Annotated in this window: 16 protein-coding genes; 2 read left to right on the top strand and 14 right to left on the bottom strand. The window is 46.0% G+C overall.

Going from position 1 to position 16,917, the window contains the following annotated elements; translation table 11 throughout:
* Positions 1–141: 141 nt before the first annotated feature.
* Together hemQ and bacG are read left to right on the top strand one after the other, a co-directional pair.
* Positions 142–906, top strand: coding sequence for a hydrogen peroxide-dependent heme synthase (hemQ, locus tag BV11031_RS20700; RefSeq protein WP_010328991.1), 765 nt, complete (start codon positions 142–144; stop codon positions 904–906).
* 135 nt (positions 907–1,041) lie between these two features.
* Positions 1,042–1,821 carry an NADPH-dependent reductase BacG gene (gene bacG, locus BV11031_RS20695; RefSeq protein ID WP_010328992.1) on the top strand — a complete coding sequence of 260 codons (780 nt, stop codon included), beginning with the start codon at positions 1,042–1,044 and terminating at the stop codon, positions 1,819–1,821.
* Positions 1,822–1,835: 14 nt separating this feature from the next.
* Here the strand turns inward: bacG and BV11031_RS20690 are convergent, their stop codons facing one another.
* The 14 genes from BV11031_RS20690 to BV11031_RS20620 all read right to left on the bottom strand — a co-directional run bounded on the left by BV11031_RS20690 (position 1,836) and on the right by BV11031_RS20620 (position 16,709).
* On the bottom strand, positions 1,836–3,035 hold the full coding sequence (locus tag BV11031_RS20690) for a transaminase BacF (RefSeq protein WP_010328993.1): 1,200 nt from the start codon (positions 3,033–3,035) through the stop codon (positions 1,836–1,838).
* Positions 3,036–4,220, bottom strand: a complete 1,185-nt coding sequence (gene bacE, locus BV11031_RS20685) for a bacilysin exporter BacE (protein WP_026014463.1) — start codon at positions 4,218–4,220, stop codon at positions 3,036–3,038.
* The gene (bacD, locus tag BV11031_RS20680) at positions 4,217–5,635 is read right to left on the bottom strand and encodes an alanine--anticapsin ligase (RefSeq protein WP_010328995.1); all 1,419 of its coding nucleotides are present in this window, start codon (positions 5,633–5,635) and stop codon (positions 4,217–4,219) included. Before bacD ends, bacE begins: the two co-directional genes overlap by 4 nt.
* A gap of 18 nt (positions 5,636–5,653) precedes the next feature.
* Positions 5,654–6,415: a dihydroanticapsin 7-dehydrogenase gene (gene bacC, locus BV11031_RS20675; protein ID WP_010328996.1), complete on the bottom strand. Its 762-nt coding sequence runs from the start codon at positions 6,413–6,415 to the stop codon at positions 5,654–5,656.
* Positions 6,412–7,125 carry a 3-((4R)-4-hydroxycyclohexa-1,5-dien-1-yl)-2-oxopropanoate isomerase gene (bacB, locus tag BV11031_RS20670; protein ID WP_010328997.1) on the bottom strand — a complete coding sequence of 238 codons (714 nt, stop codon included), beginning with the start codon at positions 7,123–7,125 and terminating at the stop codon, positions 6,412–6,414. Before bacB ends, bacC begins: the two co-directional genes overlap by 4 nt.
* Positions 7,115–7,729, bottom strand: coding sequence for a prephenate decarboxylase (gene bacA / locus BV11031_RS20665; protein WP_010328998.1), 615 nt, complete (start codon positions 7,727–7,729; stop codon positions 7,115–7,117). Before bacA ends, bacB begins: the two co-directional genes overlap by 11 nt.
* A gap of 403 nt (positions 7,730–8,132) precedes the next feature.
* Positions 8,133–9,371 carry an MFS transporter gene (locus BV11031_RS20655; RefSeq protein ID WP_010328999.1) on the bottom strand — a complete coding sequence of 413 codons (1,239 nt, stop codon included), beginning with the start codon at positions 9,369–9,371 and terminating at the stop codon, positions 8,133–8,135.
* Positions 9,372–9,690: 319 nt separating this feature from the next.
* Positions 9,691–11,238 carry an L-glutamate gamma-semialdehyde dehydrogenase gene (gene pruA / locus BV11031_RS20650; protein WP_010329000.1) on the bottom strand — a complete coding sequence of 516 codons (1,548 nt, stop codon included), beginning with the start codon at positions 11,236–11,238 and terminating at the stop codon, positions 9,691–9,693.
* Positions 11,239–11,477: 239 nt separating this feature from the next.
* Entirely contained in the window at positions 11,478–12,749 is a 1,272-nt protein-coding gene (rocG, locus tag BV11031_RS20645; protein ID WP_010329001.1) for a glutamate dehydrogenase, read from the bottom strand.
* Between the two features lie 171 nt (positions 12,750–12,920).
* Positions 12,921–13,385 carry a biofilm surface layer hydrophobin BslB gene (gene bslB / locus BV11031_RS20640; protein ID WP_003222098.1) on the bottom strand — a complete coding sequence of 155 codons (465 nt, stop codon included), beginning with the start codon at positions 13,383–13,385 and terminating at the stop codon, positions 12,921–12,923.
* A 324-nt stretch (positions 13,386–13,709) separates the two neighbouring features.
* Positions 13,710–14,165 (bottom strand): dTDP-4-dehydrorhamnose 3,5-epimerase family protein, encoded by a 456-nt coding sequence (locus tag BV11031_RS20635; protein ID WP_010329002.1) that lies wholly within the window; start codon positions 14,163–14,165, stop codon positions 13,710–13,712.
* Positions 14,158–15,009, bottom strand: coding sequence for a dTDP-4-dehydrorhamnose reductase (gene rfbD / locus BV11031_RS20630; RefSeq protein WP_010329003.1), 852 nt, complete (start codon positions 15,007–15,009; stop codon positions 14,158–14,160). The genes BV11031_RS20635 and rfbD overlap by 8 nt, the downstream gene beginning before the upstream one ends.
* Before the next feature lie 12 nt (positions 15,010–15,021).
* Positions 15,022–15,969, bottom strand: coding sequence for a dTDP-glucose 4,6-dehydratase (rfbB, locus tag BV11031_RS20625; protein ID WP_010329004.1), 948 nt, complete (start codon positions 15,967–15,969; stop codon positions 15,022–15,024).
* Entirely contained in the window at positions 15,969–16,709 is a 741-nt protein-coding gene (locus BV11031_RS20620; RefSeq protein WP_010329005.1) for a sugar phosphate nucleotidyltransferase, read from the bottom strand. The genes rfbB and BV11031_RS20620 overlap by 1 nt, the downstream gene beginning before the upstream one ends.
* Positions 16,710–16,917: the final 208 nt, after the last annotated feature.

Raw genomic sequence — 16,917 nt, 5'->3', positions numbered from 1 at the left:
TAAGTGGCTCATTCTTTCCTTATAGCATCTCTTATTTTTATGGAGTTATGCGAATTGGATGTTCAAGGTTTCTCCACAGTAGAATCGGATAAACTATGATATAGTGAAGGCAATCATGAAAAGTAATAGGAGTGAAGATAAATGAGTGAACAGCAAATGACCAATGAAGCGGCGAAAACGCTTGACGGCTGGTATGCGCTTCATGATTTCCGCACAATGGACTGGACTTCCTGGAAGATGCTGTCCAGTGATGAGCGCCAATCTATCATACATGAATTCACAGGATTGCTTGAAAAATGGGGCGTAGCCCAAAAAGAAGGAAAAGGGTCACAGACTCTTTACAGCATCGTCGGCCAAAAAGCAGATTTTATGCTGATGATTCTTCGTCCTACAATGGAAGAATTGAATGAAATTGAGCTCGAATTCAACAAATCAAGACTTGCCGAGTTCACCATTCCGGCTTACTCCTACGTATCAGTGGTAGAGCTGAGCAACTACTTGGCAAGCGGCGACGGCGACCCTTACGAAAATCCGCATGTGCGTGCGCGCCTTTACCCTGAACTGCCTGAATCAAAATATGTATGTTTCTATCCAATGGATAAAAGAAGATCCGGTAACGACAACTGGTACATGCTTTCAATGGAAGAACGCAGAAATTTGATGAGGAGCCACGGCTTAATCGGCCGCAGCTATGCGGGCAAAGTCAAACAAATCATCACCGGCTCAGTCGGCTTTGACGATTACGAATGGGGCGTTACACTATTCAGTGATGATGTGCTTCAATTCAAAAAGCTTGTGTATGAAATGCGTTTTGACGAAGTCAGCGCCCGCTACGGCGAATTCGGTTCATTCTTTGTCGGCAACCGCCTTTCGCTTGAGACACTTCCACAATTCCTATATGTATAATACCTGCTCCCGCCCTGGCCGGCGGGAGTTTTTCAATTCCCCTTTATCAGAATTTAAATAAAATTTGCTATTTTCTCTGTTTTTTCTTACGATGGAGATAATCATAATCCATTTTTTTCAAAGGGGTGCAGTAATTTGTCAAAACGAACCGCGTTTATTATGGGAGCCAGTCAAGGGATCGGAAAAGCAATCGCTCTGAAGCTAGCAGACCAGCATTTTTCTCTCGTCATTAATTCACGAAACTTGGACAATATTGAGCCTGTCAAAAAAGACATTTTGGCCAAGCATCCTGATGCGAGTGTCATAGTCCTTGCGGGCGATATGTCTAACCAAGATACGAGAGCCGGCATTTTTCATCAAATCGAATCTCAGTGCGGACGGCTTGATGTTCTGATTAATAATATCCCGGGCGGCGCGCCTGACACATTCGAAAACTGCAATACAGAGGATATGACGGCCACGTTTACACAGAAAACCGTCGCCTATATTGACGCTATCAAGCGTGCCGCCTCACTGATGAAACAAAATGAGTTTGGCAGAATCATCAACATCGTCGGGAATCTTTGGAAAGAACCGGGCGCCAATATGTTCACAAACAGTATGATGAATGCTGCTTTAGTTAACGCGAGTAAAAATATTTCCATCCAGCTTGCCCCTCACAACATTACTGTCAACTGCCTGAATCCTGGTTTTATCGCTACAGACCGTTACCATCAATTTGTGGAAAATGTGATGAAAAAGAACAGCATATCCAAACAAGAAGCAGAAGCACAGATTGCCTCCGGGATTCCGATGAAACGTGTCGGATCAGCCGAAGAAACCGCGGCGCTCGCCGCGTTTCTCGCCTCTGAGGAAGCCTCCTATATCACCGGACAGCAAATTTCCGCTGATGGCGGCAGCATGAAAAGCATATAAAAAAATCCCGCTTTTTAGCGGGATGCTTCTTGTAATGATGCAAACTTTAGGTTCAGCTTTTGAATCCGCATGACAAATTCCCGCAGATCCTCCTGCTTCGACACCATTGATATTCTGACATGCCTATTTCCGTTGCTTCCGAATATGTCGCCCGGCGTGACCACAACATGGGCATGTTCCAGCAAGTAATCGGAGAATTGATGAGATGTTTCAAACACTTTCGGAATCTCAGCCCATACGTAAAACGTCCCTTTTGGCTTTTCTATCTTCCAGCCCAGTTCTTTTTCACACATCTCCGTAAAAAAGTCAATTCGTTCCTCGTAGATTCGTTTCAACGATTCCGTTTGCTCCGGATCTCCCGAAAGTGCTGCACTCGCCGCCTGCTGCAGTCCGCCGAACATGCCGACAAATACATGATCCTGAAATTCATTGACGGCCTGAATGATCTTTTCATTCCCGACGGCAAACGCCATTCTCCATCCGGCCATGTTAAATGTTTTTGAAAATGAATACAGCTCTGCCCCGACAGCTTTGGCATCCTCTGCCTCAAGAAAGCTGGCCGGTTTTTTATCAAATTCAAACGCGCCATATGCAAAATCATGAATCAAGTGGATCTTGTGCTCTTTCGCAAAAGCTGCCGCTTTTGCATAAAAAGCCGTATCCGCCACAGCTCCCGTCGGGTTATTCGGATAGTTTAAAAACATGAGCTTCGCTTTTTTCAGCACGGCGGGGTTGATCTTTTCAAAATCGGGAAGATAGCCATTTCCCTCATACAGCGGCATGTCGTGAAGCTCAGCTCGCGCCATCGCAATCCCTGACATGTATTCAGGATAGCCGGGATTCGGAACCAAAGCGATGTCTCCCGGATTGAGCAGGCATTGTGTCAGCACATACAAGCCGGCTTTCCCGCCCCCGAAGAGCGCAACTTCCGTTTCAGGATTGATCGAAACTCCGTATTCTCTTTTATAGAAAGCAGCGATGGCTTCCTTCAAAAAAGGGTAACCCCTGAATGGGCCGTATCCGTGAAATGAAGGATTCAGAGACGCCTCACGCAAAGCTTCCACAATATGTGGGGGAGTCGGAAGGTCAGGATTTCCTTGCCCGAGATTAATGATATCGACCCCCGTTTTTTCCATTTCCTTCACCTTTTGAAAAACGAGAGAAAACTCTTGCTTTGGAAGTGTCTTGATGACGTCGGACGGTGTTATTTCCATCTAAAAGACTCCTTTTTGCTCCGTTTTGTTATCCCGTTCCAAAAACGATTTATTGACGAGCTTCGTATGCAAAAACAATCCGCTTACGATCACAATTATCAGTCCCATAATGACCGGGGCATTGAAGACATTGATTAACATCGAACCAACAGAAATACAAAATCCAATTGACGCTTCCGCCACCGAAAAAATGCGCCCCTGAATCTGATTCGCCGCGTTCTCCTGAACCTTCACCTTTGCAAGCACTTCCCCATATTCCATCGCGATGAAAAAGAGGACAGCAGCGATGACAGCGACAGCGAAAATCGGCGTAAATAAAAACAGCGCCAGCGAAACAATGGATAGTACGGTAAAGTACGTCAGTCCTCTATTGTTGTTAAAACCCCATTTGCTGACAAGCGCCGCTCCGATGAAGCCGCCAAAGCCGATGCAAAACGTGAGAATAAAGTTGCCGATTTCCCCGTCACCCAAAAAGCGGCTGACAATTGGAAAATAACTGTACACAATCCCCCACAGCAAAGCCATCGTAATCATTGTAAACATAGCGTTTAATACGTAAGCATTTGTTTTGATTTCCTTTAGCCCTTCTTTAAAAGAATGAAAGGCCTCTTTTATGTTTTCAGATTGAATCGGCACGAATTGGAGCTTGATGCGGCTGATAAAAAAGGCCGAAACGAGGTATGTCACACCGTTGAAGGCAACAGCAAGCTCTACAGATCCGCCTAACAGAAAAAGCCCTCCGGCAGCCGCCCCGACGATAATGGAGATGGTCGTCGCTTTTGCGAATAACGTGTTGATGCTTTTAATATCAGACTCCAATGATGACATGACAGCGAGACGGGCCGGATTAAAAAACACGCCGCTTCCATAAGAAATAAACAGAAGGGCCAAAAATACAAGCGGGTACTCTCCTTTTGGAAGAAATGTGAGCCCCAAAAAGATCAAACCCCTGATGATATCCGTCCACAGCATGATCTTCATTCTGTCTAACCTGTCGACCAGAACCCCCAAAAACGGCTGGAACACCATCGGAATGCTTCTGACCACGATAACCCCAGACGTCACCCAATAGTCATGATAATATGTAGACAAAATGAGCAGGGCCGGGAGAACACAATAGTCTCCCATAAACGATAGCGCCTGCCCGTAAAGCAAGTATTTAGAGTTGGGCTTTAACTGTTTCATACTGGCAGCACATACTTTGCCGTCAGCTTCGCATGCTGCTGAATGTGTCTAATTGAATCGGTCACATCCTGCGAATTGCTGCCTTTCAGTTCAAAGGCAGCAATGGAATTGAAGGCTTCAAACAGTGTCAAATCCACTGATGTGCCTGGTGCCGCAGCCTCAAATGAAACGATTTCAGTATCACCCTTCAAAAGCCCGTCCGGAATATCGATCGCTTCGATCACCAAATCCTCCGCCGTTTCAGGAATCTGGCCATTTTGCTTGAAATGCTCAGGGTATAAATGGCAGTCAGCGAGATAGCAAGGCTCTTGATCCAGTAATCCGTTCGGGAGATCAGCGCCTTTTCCGAAACAAAGAACATCTAATAATAGTTGCGCCATATCAACGCCAAAGACTTTTTTAATATTAGGAATCATATTCCAGCCGGCGAATCTCGCTGCCGACTCTATTAAACCCGGTTCTCTGTTTTTCATTAGCTTGATTTCTGTATGTGTTGCGCAATTTTCCAGTCCAAGCCCTTCATTTGCCTTTTTGGCGGCTTCAACAATTTTCTTTTTCGCCTCTTCATCCAATATGGACGGCGTAATATGTGAGGTTTCCGTAAATCCGATTTGCGGCGTTTTGTCATGAATGGCAATCGGAAAATACTCCCCGTCCGCCATGATGCCTTCTATACTGATATAGTCGGAGTAGCCTCCGGTTTGATACCAGTCTCCGTATTCACCCTGTAAAAATTCTTCAGCAATAAACGGCGCTTCAAACGTGACCGCCTTCGGCACGTTAATCGATTTTAGGTAGTCATTGACTCTGTTAAATTCAGATTCTGCCGTCTCAATGTCCGTAATCAGCGTAACACCGATTGAACTCGCTAAGTATGTAGGCTTTAAGATTAGAGGTGTGCCGATTTCTTCAAGTGCGGCACGGAAATCTTCGAGAGTTGTGACCCGTTTGTTTTTGATCGATTTCACTCCCGCTTTATTAAAAGCGTCTCTCATTTTATTTTTATCTCTTGCATTTTCGGCAGCTTGCACTTCGGCACCCCTCAGGCCAAGGCGTTCACAGGCTTTCGCCATCGGGGCAATGAATAATTCATTGTTTGTGGTGATGGCGTCTGCTCCAAACATTTCGGCAACCTTAACAATTTGCTCGACGACCTCTTCTTCAGGCTTGTCATGATCCTCATGAGCCCAATAAATGGAATCAGGGTGCTCAAAATCAGCTAAGCTTTGAAAATAGTCCTTATCCTTTATGACCGCGACCGAGTATTTTTCAATCAGTGCTGCATGGGAGGCTGTAATTGCGAAAGGTCTTGGAATAAAGCTGACCAGGTTATATTTTTCAGCAGCGCTTTTATAAAACATATGCGGCGGGCAGCCTCCAAGATCAGCGATGACCAATACTGTTTTTCTCTCCATATGTAAAACACTCCTTCTCTATTGTGCGGTGTATCCTCCGTCTGCGGTGATGGCGCTTCCGGTCATATAGCTTGATAAATCTGAGGCTAAAAACAGCATTACGTTTGCGATTTCTTCCGGTTTCCCGAGCCTCAGCAGCGGATTTACCTTTGCCTTTTCTTTTTTGATCTCTTCAAGTGTGCCTTCGTTATTTTCAAGGAATGATTTTTCATTTAGCGGTGTGTCGATAATCCCCGGACATACGCAGTTGACACGTATTTGATGTTTCGCATAATCAACGGCCATTGACCGTGTCAGCTGCAAAACGCCACCTTTGCTGGCGTTATAGGCAGGAATGTCAGGCCATGCCACGACTCCGCCGACTGAGCACGTATTAATGATGTTGCCCTTGCCGGCAGCCAGCATATGTTTAAGTGCGTACTTGCTCATTAAAAACGTGCCGGTCAAATTGACTTGCAGCACCTTGTTCCAATCGCTGAGCTCCATCTCGTGAATGGGAGCCACGATTTCAATGCCCGCGTTATTAATCAATACATCCAATCCTCCAAATGTATCGACCGCCGATTGAACAGCTTGTTGACAGGCAGCTTCGTCTGTGATGTCCGTTTGCACAAAGTGCAGCCCGTCATGATTTTCTTTCCTGACCATTTCTTCTCCCTGCGCCTCGTCAATATCCGCCACAACCACGTTGGCCTTCTGTTTCAAAAAAGCCTGAACCGCCGCATAACCAATGCCAGATGCGCCTCCTGTTATGAGGACGGTTTTACCGATGAGGTTCATGATGACTCATCCGCCTTTATTTTTTTTGCTTTTGCTCTGTTGTAGCGCGGCGGGAAGAAGATGTTAATGGATTTTGATTCTTTTTCTGAACGGTTGATGGCGCCGTGATCTTCTCGAGGCTCACAGAAATAGGCTGTACCGAATTTCATGTCTACCGTGCAGCCTTCGACCGTCATGTCGTAACCGCCGCCGATGCAGATGCCGATTTGTTCATTCCGATGTTTATGGAAGGGCATTTCACCGCCGTTTCCAGGGATTTTGGCCAGCATGATTTCCACCCAGTCCTCAACAAAGAACGTGACTTCCATGCCAGGCAATAGGTCTCTTGTTTTAAAAATAGTCAAAAAATAGTCCTCAGGACTTGTATAGGTTTCATCAGCTTTCAGCCGCTTGATGTCTATCGCAATGACTTCTTGGTCTGTATCGTTTCTTGCCCCGTGAGGCACATGCGGCGGCGCGATATAGGCAGATTCCAAGGCCGTCATTTTTCTCGTCACATCTCCGACAGTCATCATCAGCTCGCCTGAAACGACCATGCCGATTTGGACTTCCTTATGCTGATGGGGTTCTACATTGGTATGCGGCGGAACGTAAGACATTAATACCTCAGTGTCACCGCGTACGGTTGAATACTGTCTCACTCCGTTTTCCCATTCGATTACTTTCGGTGTCGGGAAATAAAGCTCCTGCATATCTTCTTTAGTTTTCATCATCAACGTCTCCTTTTCCGAATAATGACCAGCTCATAGGAATTGTTTTAAATGTTTTCACAAATGCAAGCCCGTACTTTTGCCGCGCAAGCTCATTGGTTAAGGCAATGTCATACAAGCCTTCTTTTACTTTTCTTGCAGCTTGGCTGGTCGAATTGACGAGTTTGAAACGTACATCTTTACGGGTAAAATATTTGATTAAATTAATGGGTGAAGGATGTGAAACGATAACAGATGAATCAAGCATATCGTCGCTAAATTCAAAATTAGGACGAACAGCCAGGCCGTACATTGGTGTATCGCACCTGAAGATCTGCAAAAGCTGCAAATCCGGCCTCATGTAGAAATGCTTAATGCCGTCATAAGCGTGTGGGACGATGGTATATTCCAGAGGGCTTTGAAGCGTCCTTTCGATGCACGATTCAAACGTATCATGCAAGGACAATTTACTGTTTAGCCCCTGTAGAAGAGTAAAATTGGAGATGAAATGTTTTGCTGCGTACTCACTGCTTGTCCCCTCAGGGCCGAGCGTGTTGACTGTAATGAGTTTGGATATCGAATCAGTTCTTTTTTTTGTCTGAATGCTATTATCCAATATGATCATGAGCACCAACCAATCTTTTAAATTTTAAGTAAATTTTATCCAGCGTTAATCAAACTGTCAACATTTTTTGAAAATATTGATAATTATTCCCATACAAACAACAAAACCCCTTAAGAAAGGGTTTTGTTGTTTGTAGACAAAGTCCTAAAACGGTTTTTGTTTTAGGACTTTGTCATCTATTCAGCGTGATTGAAAACCCTTGAAGTCTAGGAAGAACGAGCATTGGAGCAGACTTTCACAGGATGTGATGACGGCTGTATTTAGGCAGGACGCCTAAATACAGCCGCCGTTCCTTTCGTAAGCCGTGAGCACAACGCGCAAAGCTGACAACGAATGCGAGAGTTTGTCGACACGCTGAAAAACCCTTAAGAAAGGGTTTTGTTATAGGCATTTAGACATTTATTTATTGAAATAAGGAACGATCTGCTTTCTGCTCATGCTTGCCGTACTTTTTATACGCGAATACACTGAGCACAAATCCGAGCACTGTGATGGCGGCGCAAATCAATCCGACAGCTGCATACCCGTATTCCACATATACAGGTCCCATTAAAGCAGATCCTAATGTCACAGCCAAATTCGAGGCGAGGCTGTAAAACACCATGATTTTCCCGCGATGATGCTCTGAACAGTCACTCAAAATGGTGCTAAGCAGTGTCACCGTCAAGCTTTGCATTAATCCCCAAATAAACAGGCTGGCCATTAACAGAAACATTGAAGCCGGCGCATATGCTAAACATGCCAGCAGCACGCTGATGACCCCCAGTGTAATAAATAGGGAACGCATTTTTCCGATGCGGTCGGCTATCTTTCCTGTAATGACACTCATGGAAAACCCAATGCCGTAAATCATGATAAATAAACCCGCAGCTGTATTTCCTCCGGTAAAAACGTCCTGAAGATAGGAGCCTAAAAATGAATACATACCGTAAAAACCAATCATATTACAAAAGGTGATCGTGATATAAACGGGTACGCGCGGGACTTTCAGCGCGTCCCGGAATGTTCCGGCAGGCTCTTCTTTTTCTTCCTTGCCGCTGTTTTTCTGTTTGGCGTGGCGGCGCATTTCAAGCAGGATCAGCAGAACAACCAGAACGCCCATCAAGGCGAAAATCCAAAATGTCCATCTCCAATGCAGGACGCCGCCGATAAATGATCCGAGCGGCACACCGAAGATCAGTGCCAGCGACCAGCTAGAAACGATCAGTCCCATCACCTTGCCCCGGTATGTATAAGGAACACGATCCCCGACAACTGCATAAGCGGTCGGCACAAATGCTCCCGCAGCCAATCCCGACAGCGCCCGGCCTAAAAAGAAGAAAAAGATATTTTGAGCTAAAGCGCAAATTACTGTTCCTATGATAAAGATCATAAGCCCCGCCATTACACTTAGTTCTCTGGAGTATTTATCGCCTAAAGGAACCAAGAGCGGCGCACCGATAAAAATCATCACGCCGTAAATACTGATAGATAACGCAAGGACACTGACATCTGAGTTGAAGGCTTTTGCTAAATCCGGCAGCAGCGGCGAGATGACAAGTTCTTCAGAGCCAGCCGCAAACACCCCCATTGTTAAAGCCAGTGCCAACAATAGCGGAAAATGATGTTTTGTTTTGATGTCATTGTTTTGTTTGCCATTCATTCTCCTACAAACACCTCTTCCATATTCTTCATAAAGTTGAATTCATTTTAGCATTGTTTTTACAACATTTACAATCCGAACGAAACCTTTATTATTTTTATTGTTTTCATTTAAACATTAATACAAATTTAAATATTTCATTTAAAAATGCGGAAAAACTTTAATGTTACTAGGGGAAAGCCGAAGGCACTTAAGCGTATTCGGATGATCAGACGAAACCGCAAAAAGCTCTCCGGTTCTCCGGAGAGCTTTTCTATTGCGCCTCTGCCTGTTGACATCGTGCGGGCCGCTACAGAATCGCACGGTTTTGTTTCTTATATCAAAAAGCTTCGGACGTTGTTTTGGCTTGCATATGAAGAATTAAATAATCCGGGCCGCCTGCTTTAGAATCAGTTCCTGACATATTAAAACCGCCGAACGGCTGATAGCCGACAATCGCTCCGGTACAGCCTCTGTTGAAGTATAGGTTTCCGACATGAAAATCCTCTCGCGCCCGTTCAATATGCGCGCGGTTTTTCGTCAGCAGAGCGCCTGTTAATCCATATTCCGTGTTATTTGCAATCTCCAGCATATGATCGAAATCACGCGCTTTGCAGACCGCAACAACCGGGCCGAAAATTTCTTCTTGCATCAGGCGCGCGTTTTCATCAACATCTGCAAAGATCGTTGGCTGGATAAAGTAGCCTTTTGAATCATCACCTTCCCCGCCGGTCAACAGTTTTCCTTCTGAATTGCCGATTTCAATATATGACATGACTTTGTTATAGGACGCTTCATGAATGACTGGGCCCATATACGTATCAGGATCTTCCGGATTGCCGACAGTCAGGTTTTTGGTCAGCGCCACAGCTTTTTCCACCACTTCATCATAAACATCCTGATGGATGACCGCTCGGGAGCCTGCTGAACACTTCTGTCCTGAGAATCCAAGCGCTGAATACACGATAGAGGATGCAGCAAGGTCGAGATCAGCGTCCTTGTCGACGAGCACCGTATCTTTGCCGCCCATCTCTGCAATGACCCGTTTCAGCCATTTTTGGCCCGGCTGCACTTTGGCGGCACGCTCATAAATCCGGCAGCCGACCGCTCGAGAACCTGTAAATGAGACAAAGCGCGTTTTCGGATGCTCTACTAAGAAATCACCGATTTCCGCCCCATCTCCGGGAATGTAATTCAGAACGCCGTTCGGCAAGCCCGCTTCCTCCATGACCTCGACAAACTTCGCAGCGACTACCGGGGCCGCGTCAGCCGGTTTTAAGAGAATCGTATTCCCTGTCACAATGGCAGCCGCCGCTGTACCTGCCATAATCGCAAGCGGGAAATTAAATGGAGAAATGACGATGCCGACGCCAAGCGCTTCATAATGGTATTGATTGAACTCGCCTGACCGGCTCTTCACCGGAGCCCCTTCCTTAAGGTGTAACATTTGGCGCGCGTAGAACTCTAAAAAATCTATCGCCTCAGCCGTGTCCGCATCTGCTTCCTTCCACGGTTTTCCCGCTTCCTTTACAAGATAGCTTGAAAATTCATGCTTTCTTCTGCGCAAAATAGCCGCTGCTTTAAAGAGGATATTCGCGCGGTGCTCCGGTCTTTGTTTTTTCCAAGATTGAAATGCCTGCAATGCGGCTTGCATCGCTTTTTCGGCAAGCGCTTGATCAGCTGCAGACGCATACCCAATGATCTCTTCTTTATTTGCCGGGTTAATAGAAACGATTTTGTGGTCCGTTTCTATTTTTTCTCCATTGATGACAAGCGGATAATGCTTGCCAAGCTGCGTGTTTACAAAGGCCAATGACTCCCCAAATGCTGTTTTATTCTTTGCTTCCGTAAAATCAGTAAATGGTTCGTGTGCGTATGAAACTGTCATATGTAATCCCCCTCATGTCATGAAAAATGTCTTCGATTGAATGAAAATGCAAGAACCATACCAATATCCTGTCTTTTGCTGAAAAAACTTGTTGAATCCTACAGAAATTTGTCAAGCAGGAGAGCACTTTTCTCTTTTTCCGATCACGAAACGCAAATTTCTTTTGCAGGTTTCGATTTTACGAAAAGGTTAAACGCAAAATTCCTTTGCACCAAAAAGGGATATCTCTCCTTCCGTAATCATACCCATCCGCGGAACCGCGACGCTTCCGCCGATTTTCTGATGCCTGTCATGTAAGCCGCCAAGCGCATATCGACTTTATGTGTCGCTGCTGTCTGATAAATGGTTTCGAACGAATGGACCATGACGTTTCTCAGTTTTTCTGCGACCTCTTCTTCTGACCAATAATATCCTTGGTTGTTCTGCACCCATTCAAAATAAGAAACCGTGACGCCGCCGGCACTCGCAAGGATATCAGGCACGAGGAGCACGCCTCTTTCATTCAGGATTTTCGTGGCATCAATGGTTGTCGGGCCATTCGCTGCTTCGACGACGATTGACGCCTGAATGTTGTGTGCGTTTTTGGCTGTGATTTGATTGGCAATCGCCGCCGGCACTAAAATATCGCAATCCTTTTCAAGCAGCTCCTCATTCGTGATGACGTCTGTAAATAAGTTGGTAACCATGCCGAAGCTGTCACGCTTATCAAGCAAATAAGGGATATCAAGACCATCCGGATTGTAGAGCCCGCCATGGGCATCCGAGATCCCGATCACCTTTGCGCCCGCATCGTGCATAAATTTGGCCAGAAAGCTTCCCGCGTTTCCAAATCCCTGTATGATGATCCGTGCGTTTTGCAGCTTGATCCCTTTTTTCTTCACGGCCTCTTCAATACAAATCGTGACGCCCTGTGCCGTTGCCGTTTCCCGGCCTTGCGATCCGCCTAAAACGAGCGGTTTTCCTGTGATAAAGCCCGGAGAATCGAATTCACGCAGCCGGCTGTACTCATCCATCATCCATGCCATAATTTGCGAGTTGGTGTACACATCAGGAGCCGGAATATCCTTTGTCGGGCCGACGATCTGGCTGATGGCACGAACATATCCCCTGCTCAGCCTTTCCAGCTCTCCAAATGACATGGTCCGCGGATCACAAATAATACCGCCCTTTCCGCCGCCGTAAGGAAGATTGGCAATCCCGCATTTGAGCGTCATCCAAATGGATAATGCCTTGACTTCTTCTTCGTTGACTTCAGGATGGAAACGCACGCCTCCCTTAGTCGGACCGACCGCATCATTGTGCTGGGACCGGTAGCCTGTAAACACGTTGACACTCCCGTTATCCATTTTTACTGGAATGCGGACGGTAAGCATTCTCTGCGGCTCTTTCATGAGTTCATACATATCTCCCGGATAGCCAAGCTTCCGAATTGCTTCCTTAATGATCGTTTGGGTAGACAGAAATAAGTTAAGAGCTTCTTTTTCCTCGTCTTTCGTAACCTTTGCTGACATCATTTTTCACCTCATTGTTTGACCGTTTGAATTGTAAGCGCTTTAAAAAATGCGGACGGCCAATTTTTATCTGTTGGATTCCACCCTTATCATCATGCAAGATCCGTACCAGTTTTTTAAAACGACAAAAAAGAGACTGAAAACGTCTCAGTCTCTGGTCATATCTATTGATTAACGAGGGTCAATCACCAGCTGCGTTTCAGCGTAAAAACTGCCGATTCCCAAACCGTTTACCACATCGCCTTTAATCGTGTAAGTGCCTGCGCGTGGAAGGGTTTTGCGCACCATGACGAGGTCAAATTCAGTTGCGCCTAATAAATCAAGCGTAAGCGGAAGTCTGACTGTTTTTCCATCGTTTAAAATCTGTGTTTCTTTCAGTGTTCTTCCATTCACTGAATCTCTTGTCGTGGCATGGAACCCGTCAGGAAATCGGAATTCTACCGCTCCTAGAGAAAGCACCGCGTTTGGTTTATACGTCACTTCAATATCGGAAGTGGTCCACTCTTTTGTGCTGTTGATCGTTTTAGCTTCAATTGATGCAGACTGCGCATGAGCTTGGCCTGAAGGAAGCAAGATTGATAGTAAAACAGCTGAACTGATGAATAGTGAAGATACGAATGAAGTTCTTTTTAACATGACATTTCCCCCTCAAATCACAGTTAATATTTGGCCAGAGCGTCCTCTGCAGAAAAAGTATGTTTCTGTCATTCGCGAATTTCCAATTCTTTTTCTTAAAAATTAATCTAACACCAATCCAGATGGAAGTAAATGCTTTTTTAGGAATATTAGAACTTGGTTTTTTTGTAAGTTATATCCTATTTATACAAGGTTCCTACAGACTATTTTTTCTCTCTTTTTCTACCTACACCCGCCTGTTGATCTCTATCTTTTATCCTATTTTGAAAAAGGCCAAAAAAAAGCGAAGATGCCTCCGCTCTTCGATTGATCATGTTCCTATCTTTATCTGAATTCGGTATTCCAGTCAAAACCGATCATCTCATCATTCCACGGAATTCTTTTTTCATCCGGCTGATCCGGATTATACGACATGGTCGTGAAATAGATAATCGTCAGCGGTGTTTCTCCCAGCACTCTGTATCCGTGGGCAACCCCTTTAGGGATCAATAACAGCATCGGGTTGTCTTCGCCCATGTAATACACGTCGGTTTCTCCTTTTGTCTTTGAGCCCTCGCGCAGATCGTAAAGGACAACCTGAGCATGGCCTGTTGGGAAGAACCAAAGATCATCCTGCTTCTCATGATAATGAAATGCCTTAATCACACCCGGATAGCTTTTTGACCAAGAGGCCTGCCCAAAATGCTCAAGAAGGTTCTCATCATCCCGAACCAGCTCGGCAAAAAAGCCTCTGTCATCACTATGTTTCGTCAATTTTTTCACCTTGACTCCATCAATCACGTGCACTGCTCCTTTCCCGCAAATACTCCCGTAACGCTTCCCGCCAGTGGCGGGGGCGGATGCCGGCTTCTTCAATGGCCTGATGGCTCAGCACAGAATAAGCCGGACGGGGCGTTTTGTTCCCGTATGCTTCTGTTGTGACAGGCAAAATGACTGTGGCCAGCCCGTTTTCTTCCATAATGGCCTTCGCAAATTCATACCAGCTGCATATGCCTGAATTGCTGACATGATAGACGCCCGGCGAATGGCTGAACAGCGTGATGACTGCTTCTGCTAAATCCTTTGTGAATGTCGGCGATCCAATTTGATCACTTACAACCCGCAGCTCCTGTTTCGTTTCAGCAAGCTTTAACATCGTTTCAACGAAGTTGCTGCCGCCGTGTCCGTACACCCACGACGTTCTGATGATCGTGCTGTCTTTTGTCGCTAATCGAATCAGTTCTTCTCCGAGCTTTTTGCTTTTGCCATAGATGGTGTTCGGATCGAGAGGATCGTCTTCCCTGTAAGGCTGGGTCCCTTTCCCGTCAAAAACGTAATCCGTACTGATATGAACATATTGAGCGCCGATGCGGGTTGCCTCCAGCGCCGTATAGTAAGCGCCGATTCCGTTAATCAAGTACGCTTTATCAAGTTCTGTCTCGCATTTATCAACCGATGTAAACGCGGCCGTATTGACTACGATATCCGGCTGATAATGGTCAAACGAATGCCGGACTGAGCGCTGATCAGCAATGTTCATCATCTTCTTTGTTAACGCAATGACCTCATATCCGGTTTGTTTCAGCTGGCGGCATAGTTCCCGGCCAAGCTGTCCTCCAGCTCCAGTCACCAATACCTTTGTCATCGGATCACCTTCTCATCGGTCATTATCTATATACCAGCGAATCGTACGCGCAATGCCTTCTTCAAACGGCACTTCCTGCCGCCAGCCCAGTTCGTTTTTCAGCTTTGATGCATTGATCGCATAGCGCCGGTCATGCCCTTTTCTGTCTTCCACGTGAGCGAACAATTCCTCACAGCCCAGATGCTTCATGATGGTGCTCGCCAGCTCTTTGTTCGTGCGTTCATTTCCGCCGCCGATGTTATATACCTCACCGTCGGTTCCTTTTTCTAAAATCAGCTTGATGGCGCGGCAATGGTCCTCCGCAAACAGCCAGTCTCGGATTTGAAGCCCATCGCCGTACAGCGGAACCGGAAGCCCTTGCTTCGCATGGCGGATAATCGTCGGAATCATTTTTTCGCTGTGCTGGTAAGGGCCGTAATTGTTGCTGCATCGTGTAATAATGGCCGGAAGCTTGTGGGTTTTGATATACGACAACACGAGCAAATCAGAGCTTGCCTTGCTGGCTGAATAAGGATTATTAGGAGAAAGCGGCGTCGCTTCAGTAAACGCGGGATCATCCGCTTCTAAATCCCCGTACACCTCATCTGTTGAAATGTGAATCAGCTTCTTGGCTTTTCCCTGTAATACCGCTTCCGCCAAACGATATGTCCCCATAACATTTGTGGTGATAAACGGCTCCGCTTGGGAAATGCTTCTATCTACATGCGATTCCGCAGCGAAGTGAATCACGCCGTCATACATCTCATCAAACGCGCGGTCGATATCCTCCTGAACGCTGATATCCCCTTTCACAAAGCGAAATCGGCTGTTTCCCTTTAGTTTTTCTATTTCCTGCGGGTGGCTGGCGTACGTCAGTTTATCTAAAACGGTTATGCGCGCATCCGTTTCCTGTAGCATGAGCTTTGTAAACGTGAGCCCGATGAAGCCGGCCCCGCCCGTAATTAAATATGATTTTGCCATCACTTTTCGTCCTGTCCTTTCTGTAATGCCTGGTGTACAAGCTGAGAGGCGAGATGAAGCGATTCGTGAGTTCCGGCATCGACCCACCAGCCTGATAACACATCATACGTAAGCTGGCTGTTTTCGATGTATAGATTATTCACATCGGTGATTTCCAGCTCGCCGCGCTTTGACGGTGAGATTTGTTCAATATACGAAAATACCTCCGCATCATACATATAAATACCGGTTACACAAAGGTTGGTCGGCGGATGTGCGGGCTTCTCGATGATAGAACGAATCCGCTTGTTTTTCTCATCAATCTCAGCAATCCCGAAGCGCTCCGGATCATCAACTTCTTTCAGCAGCACCTTTGCTCCTTTTCCCTGCTGTTCAAAGCGTTCCGTATAAGGCTTTAATGAATCTTCGAATATATTATCACCTAATAATAAAATGAAAGGCTCTTTTTTCGTAAAGCGTTTTGCATAGGATAGCCCATCCGAAATGCCCGATGCGGCCGGCTGGACCTGATAAGTGATTGTGACGCCTAGCTCTTCCCCGTTCCCAAGCAGTTTAAAAAATAGTGGCATATGCTCTTTTTGGCTGATGAGCAAAACGTCTTTTATACCGGCTTCCTCCAGCTTCATCATCGACCAGTAAATCATCGGATATGGGCCTACAGGAAGCAAATGCTTGTTGACGGCTTTCGTTAAGGGCATAAGGCGTGAGCCGTTTCCTCCGGCTAAAATAACACCTTTCACAGTAACACTTCCTTCACTGCATTTTTATAGCTTTTGATCATATAATGCTAGAAGAATAGCTGATACCCGCTTGAGGAATTCCGCGGGTGCCAGCACTTACATTTGCATTGAATCGTTTCCCCCCTGTGAACTCAGGGGAGTATTGCCGTTTATCATCCTCTTGCAGCCTCGAAAGCAGGGTGAGTTTAAGTGATTCTGCCTTTCATCG

The organism is Bacillus vallismortis (assembly GCF_004116955.1).
GTDB classification, from domain to species: domain Bacteria; phylum Bacillota; class Bacilli; order Bacillales; family Bacillaceae; genus Bacillus; species Bacillus vallismortis.
The sequence above is the reverse complement of the archived record's forward strand: the minus strand, read 5'-3'. Positions and strand labels throughout refer to the sequence as shown.

Excerpts from the sequence above, each read along its gene's own strand:
- bslB (WP_003222098.1), bottom strand. The coding sequence starts at position 13,385 with ATGTTAAAAAGAACTTCATTCGTATCTTCACTATTCATCAGTTCAGCT.
- bacA (WP_010328998.1), bottom strand. The coding sequence starts at position 7,729 with ATGATCATATTGGATAATAGCATTCAGACAAAAAAAAGAACTGATTCG.
- bacD (WP_010328995.1), bottom strand. The coding sequence starts at position 5,635 with ATGGAGAGAAAAACAGTATTGGTCATCGCTGATCTTGGAGGCTGCCCG.
- rfbD (WP_010329003.1), bottom strand. The coding sequence starts at position 15,009 with ATGACAAAGGTATTGGTGACTGGAGCTGGAGGACAGCTTGGCCGGGAA.
- BV11031_RS20655 (WP_010328999.1), bottom strand. The coding sequence starts at position 9,371 with ATGAATGGCAAACAAAACAATGACATCAAAACAAAACATCATTTTCCG.
- rocG (WP_010329001.1), bottom strand. The coding sequence starts at position 12,749 with ATGTCAGCAAAGGTTACGAAAGACGAGGAAAAAGAAGCTCTTAACTTA.
- bacE (WP_026014463.1), bottom strand. The coding sequence starts at position 4,220 with ATGAAACAGTTAAAGCCCAACTCTAAATACTTGCTTTACGGGCAGGCG.
- hemQ (WP_010328991.1), top strand. The coding sequence starts at position 142 with ATGAGTGAACAGCAAATGACCAATGAAGCGGCGAAAACGCTTGACGGC.
- rfbB (WP_010329004.1), bottom strand. The coding sequence starts at position 15,969 with ATGGCAAAATCATATTTAATTACGGGCGGGGCCGGCTTCATCGGGCTC.
- BV11031_RS20690 (WP_010328993.1), bottom strand. The coding sequence starts at position 3,035 with ATGGAAATAACACCGTCCGACGTCATCAAGACACTTCCAAAGCAAGAG.
- pruA (WP_010329000.1), bottom strand. The coding sequence starts at position 11,238 with ATGACAGTTTCATACGCACACGAACCATTTACTGATTTTACGGAAGCA.
- bacB (WP_010328997.1), bottom strand. The coding sequence starts at position 7,125 with ATGAAAACTAAAGAAGATATGCAGGAGCTTTATTTCCCGACACCGAAA.
- bacC (WP_010328996.1), bottom strand. The coding sequence starts at position 6,415 with ATGAACCTCATCGGTAAAACCGTCCTCATAACAGGAGGCGCATCTGGC.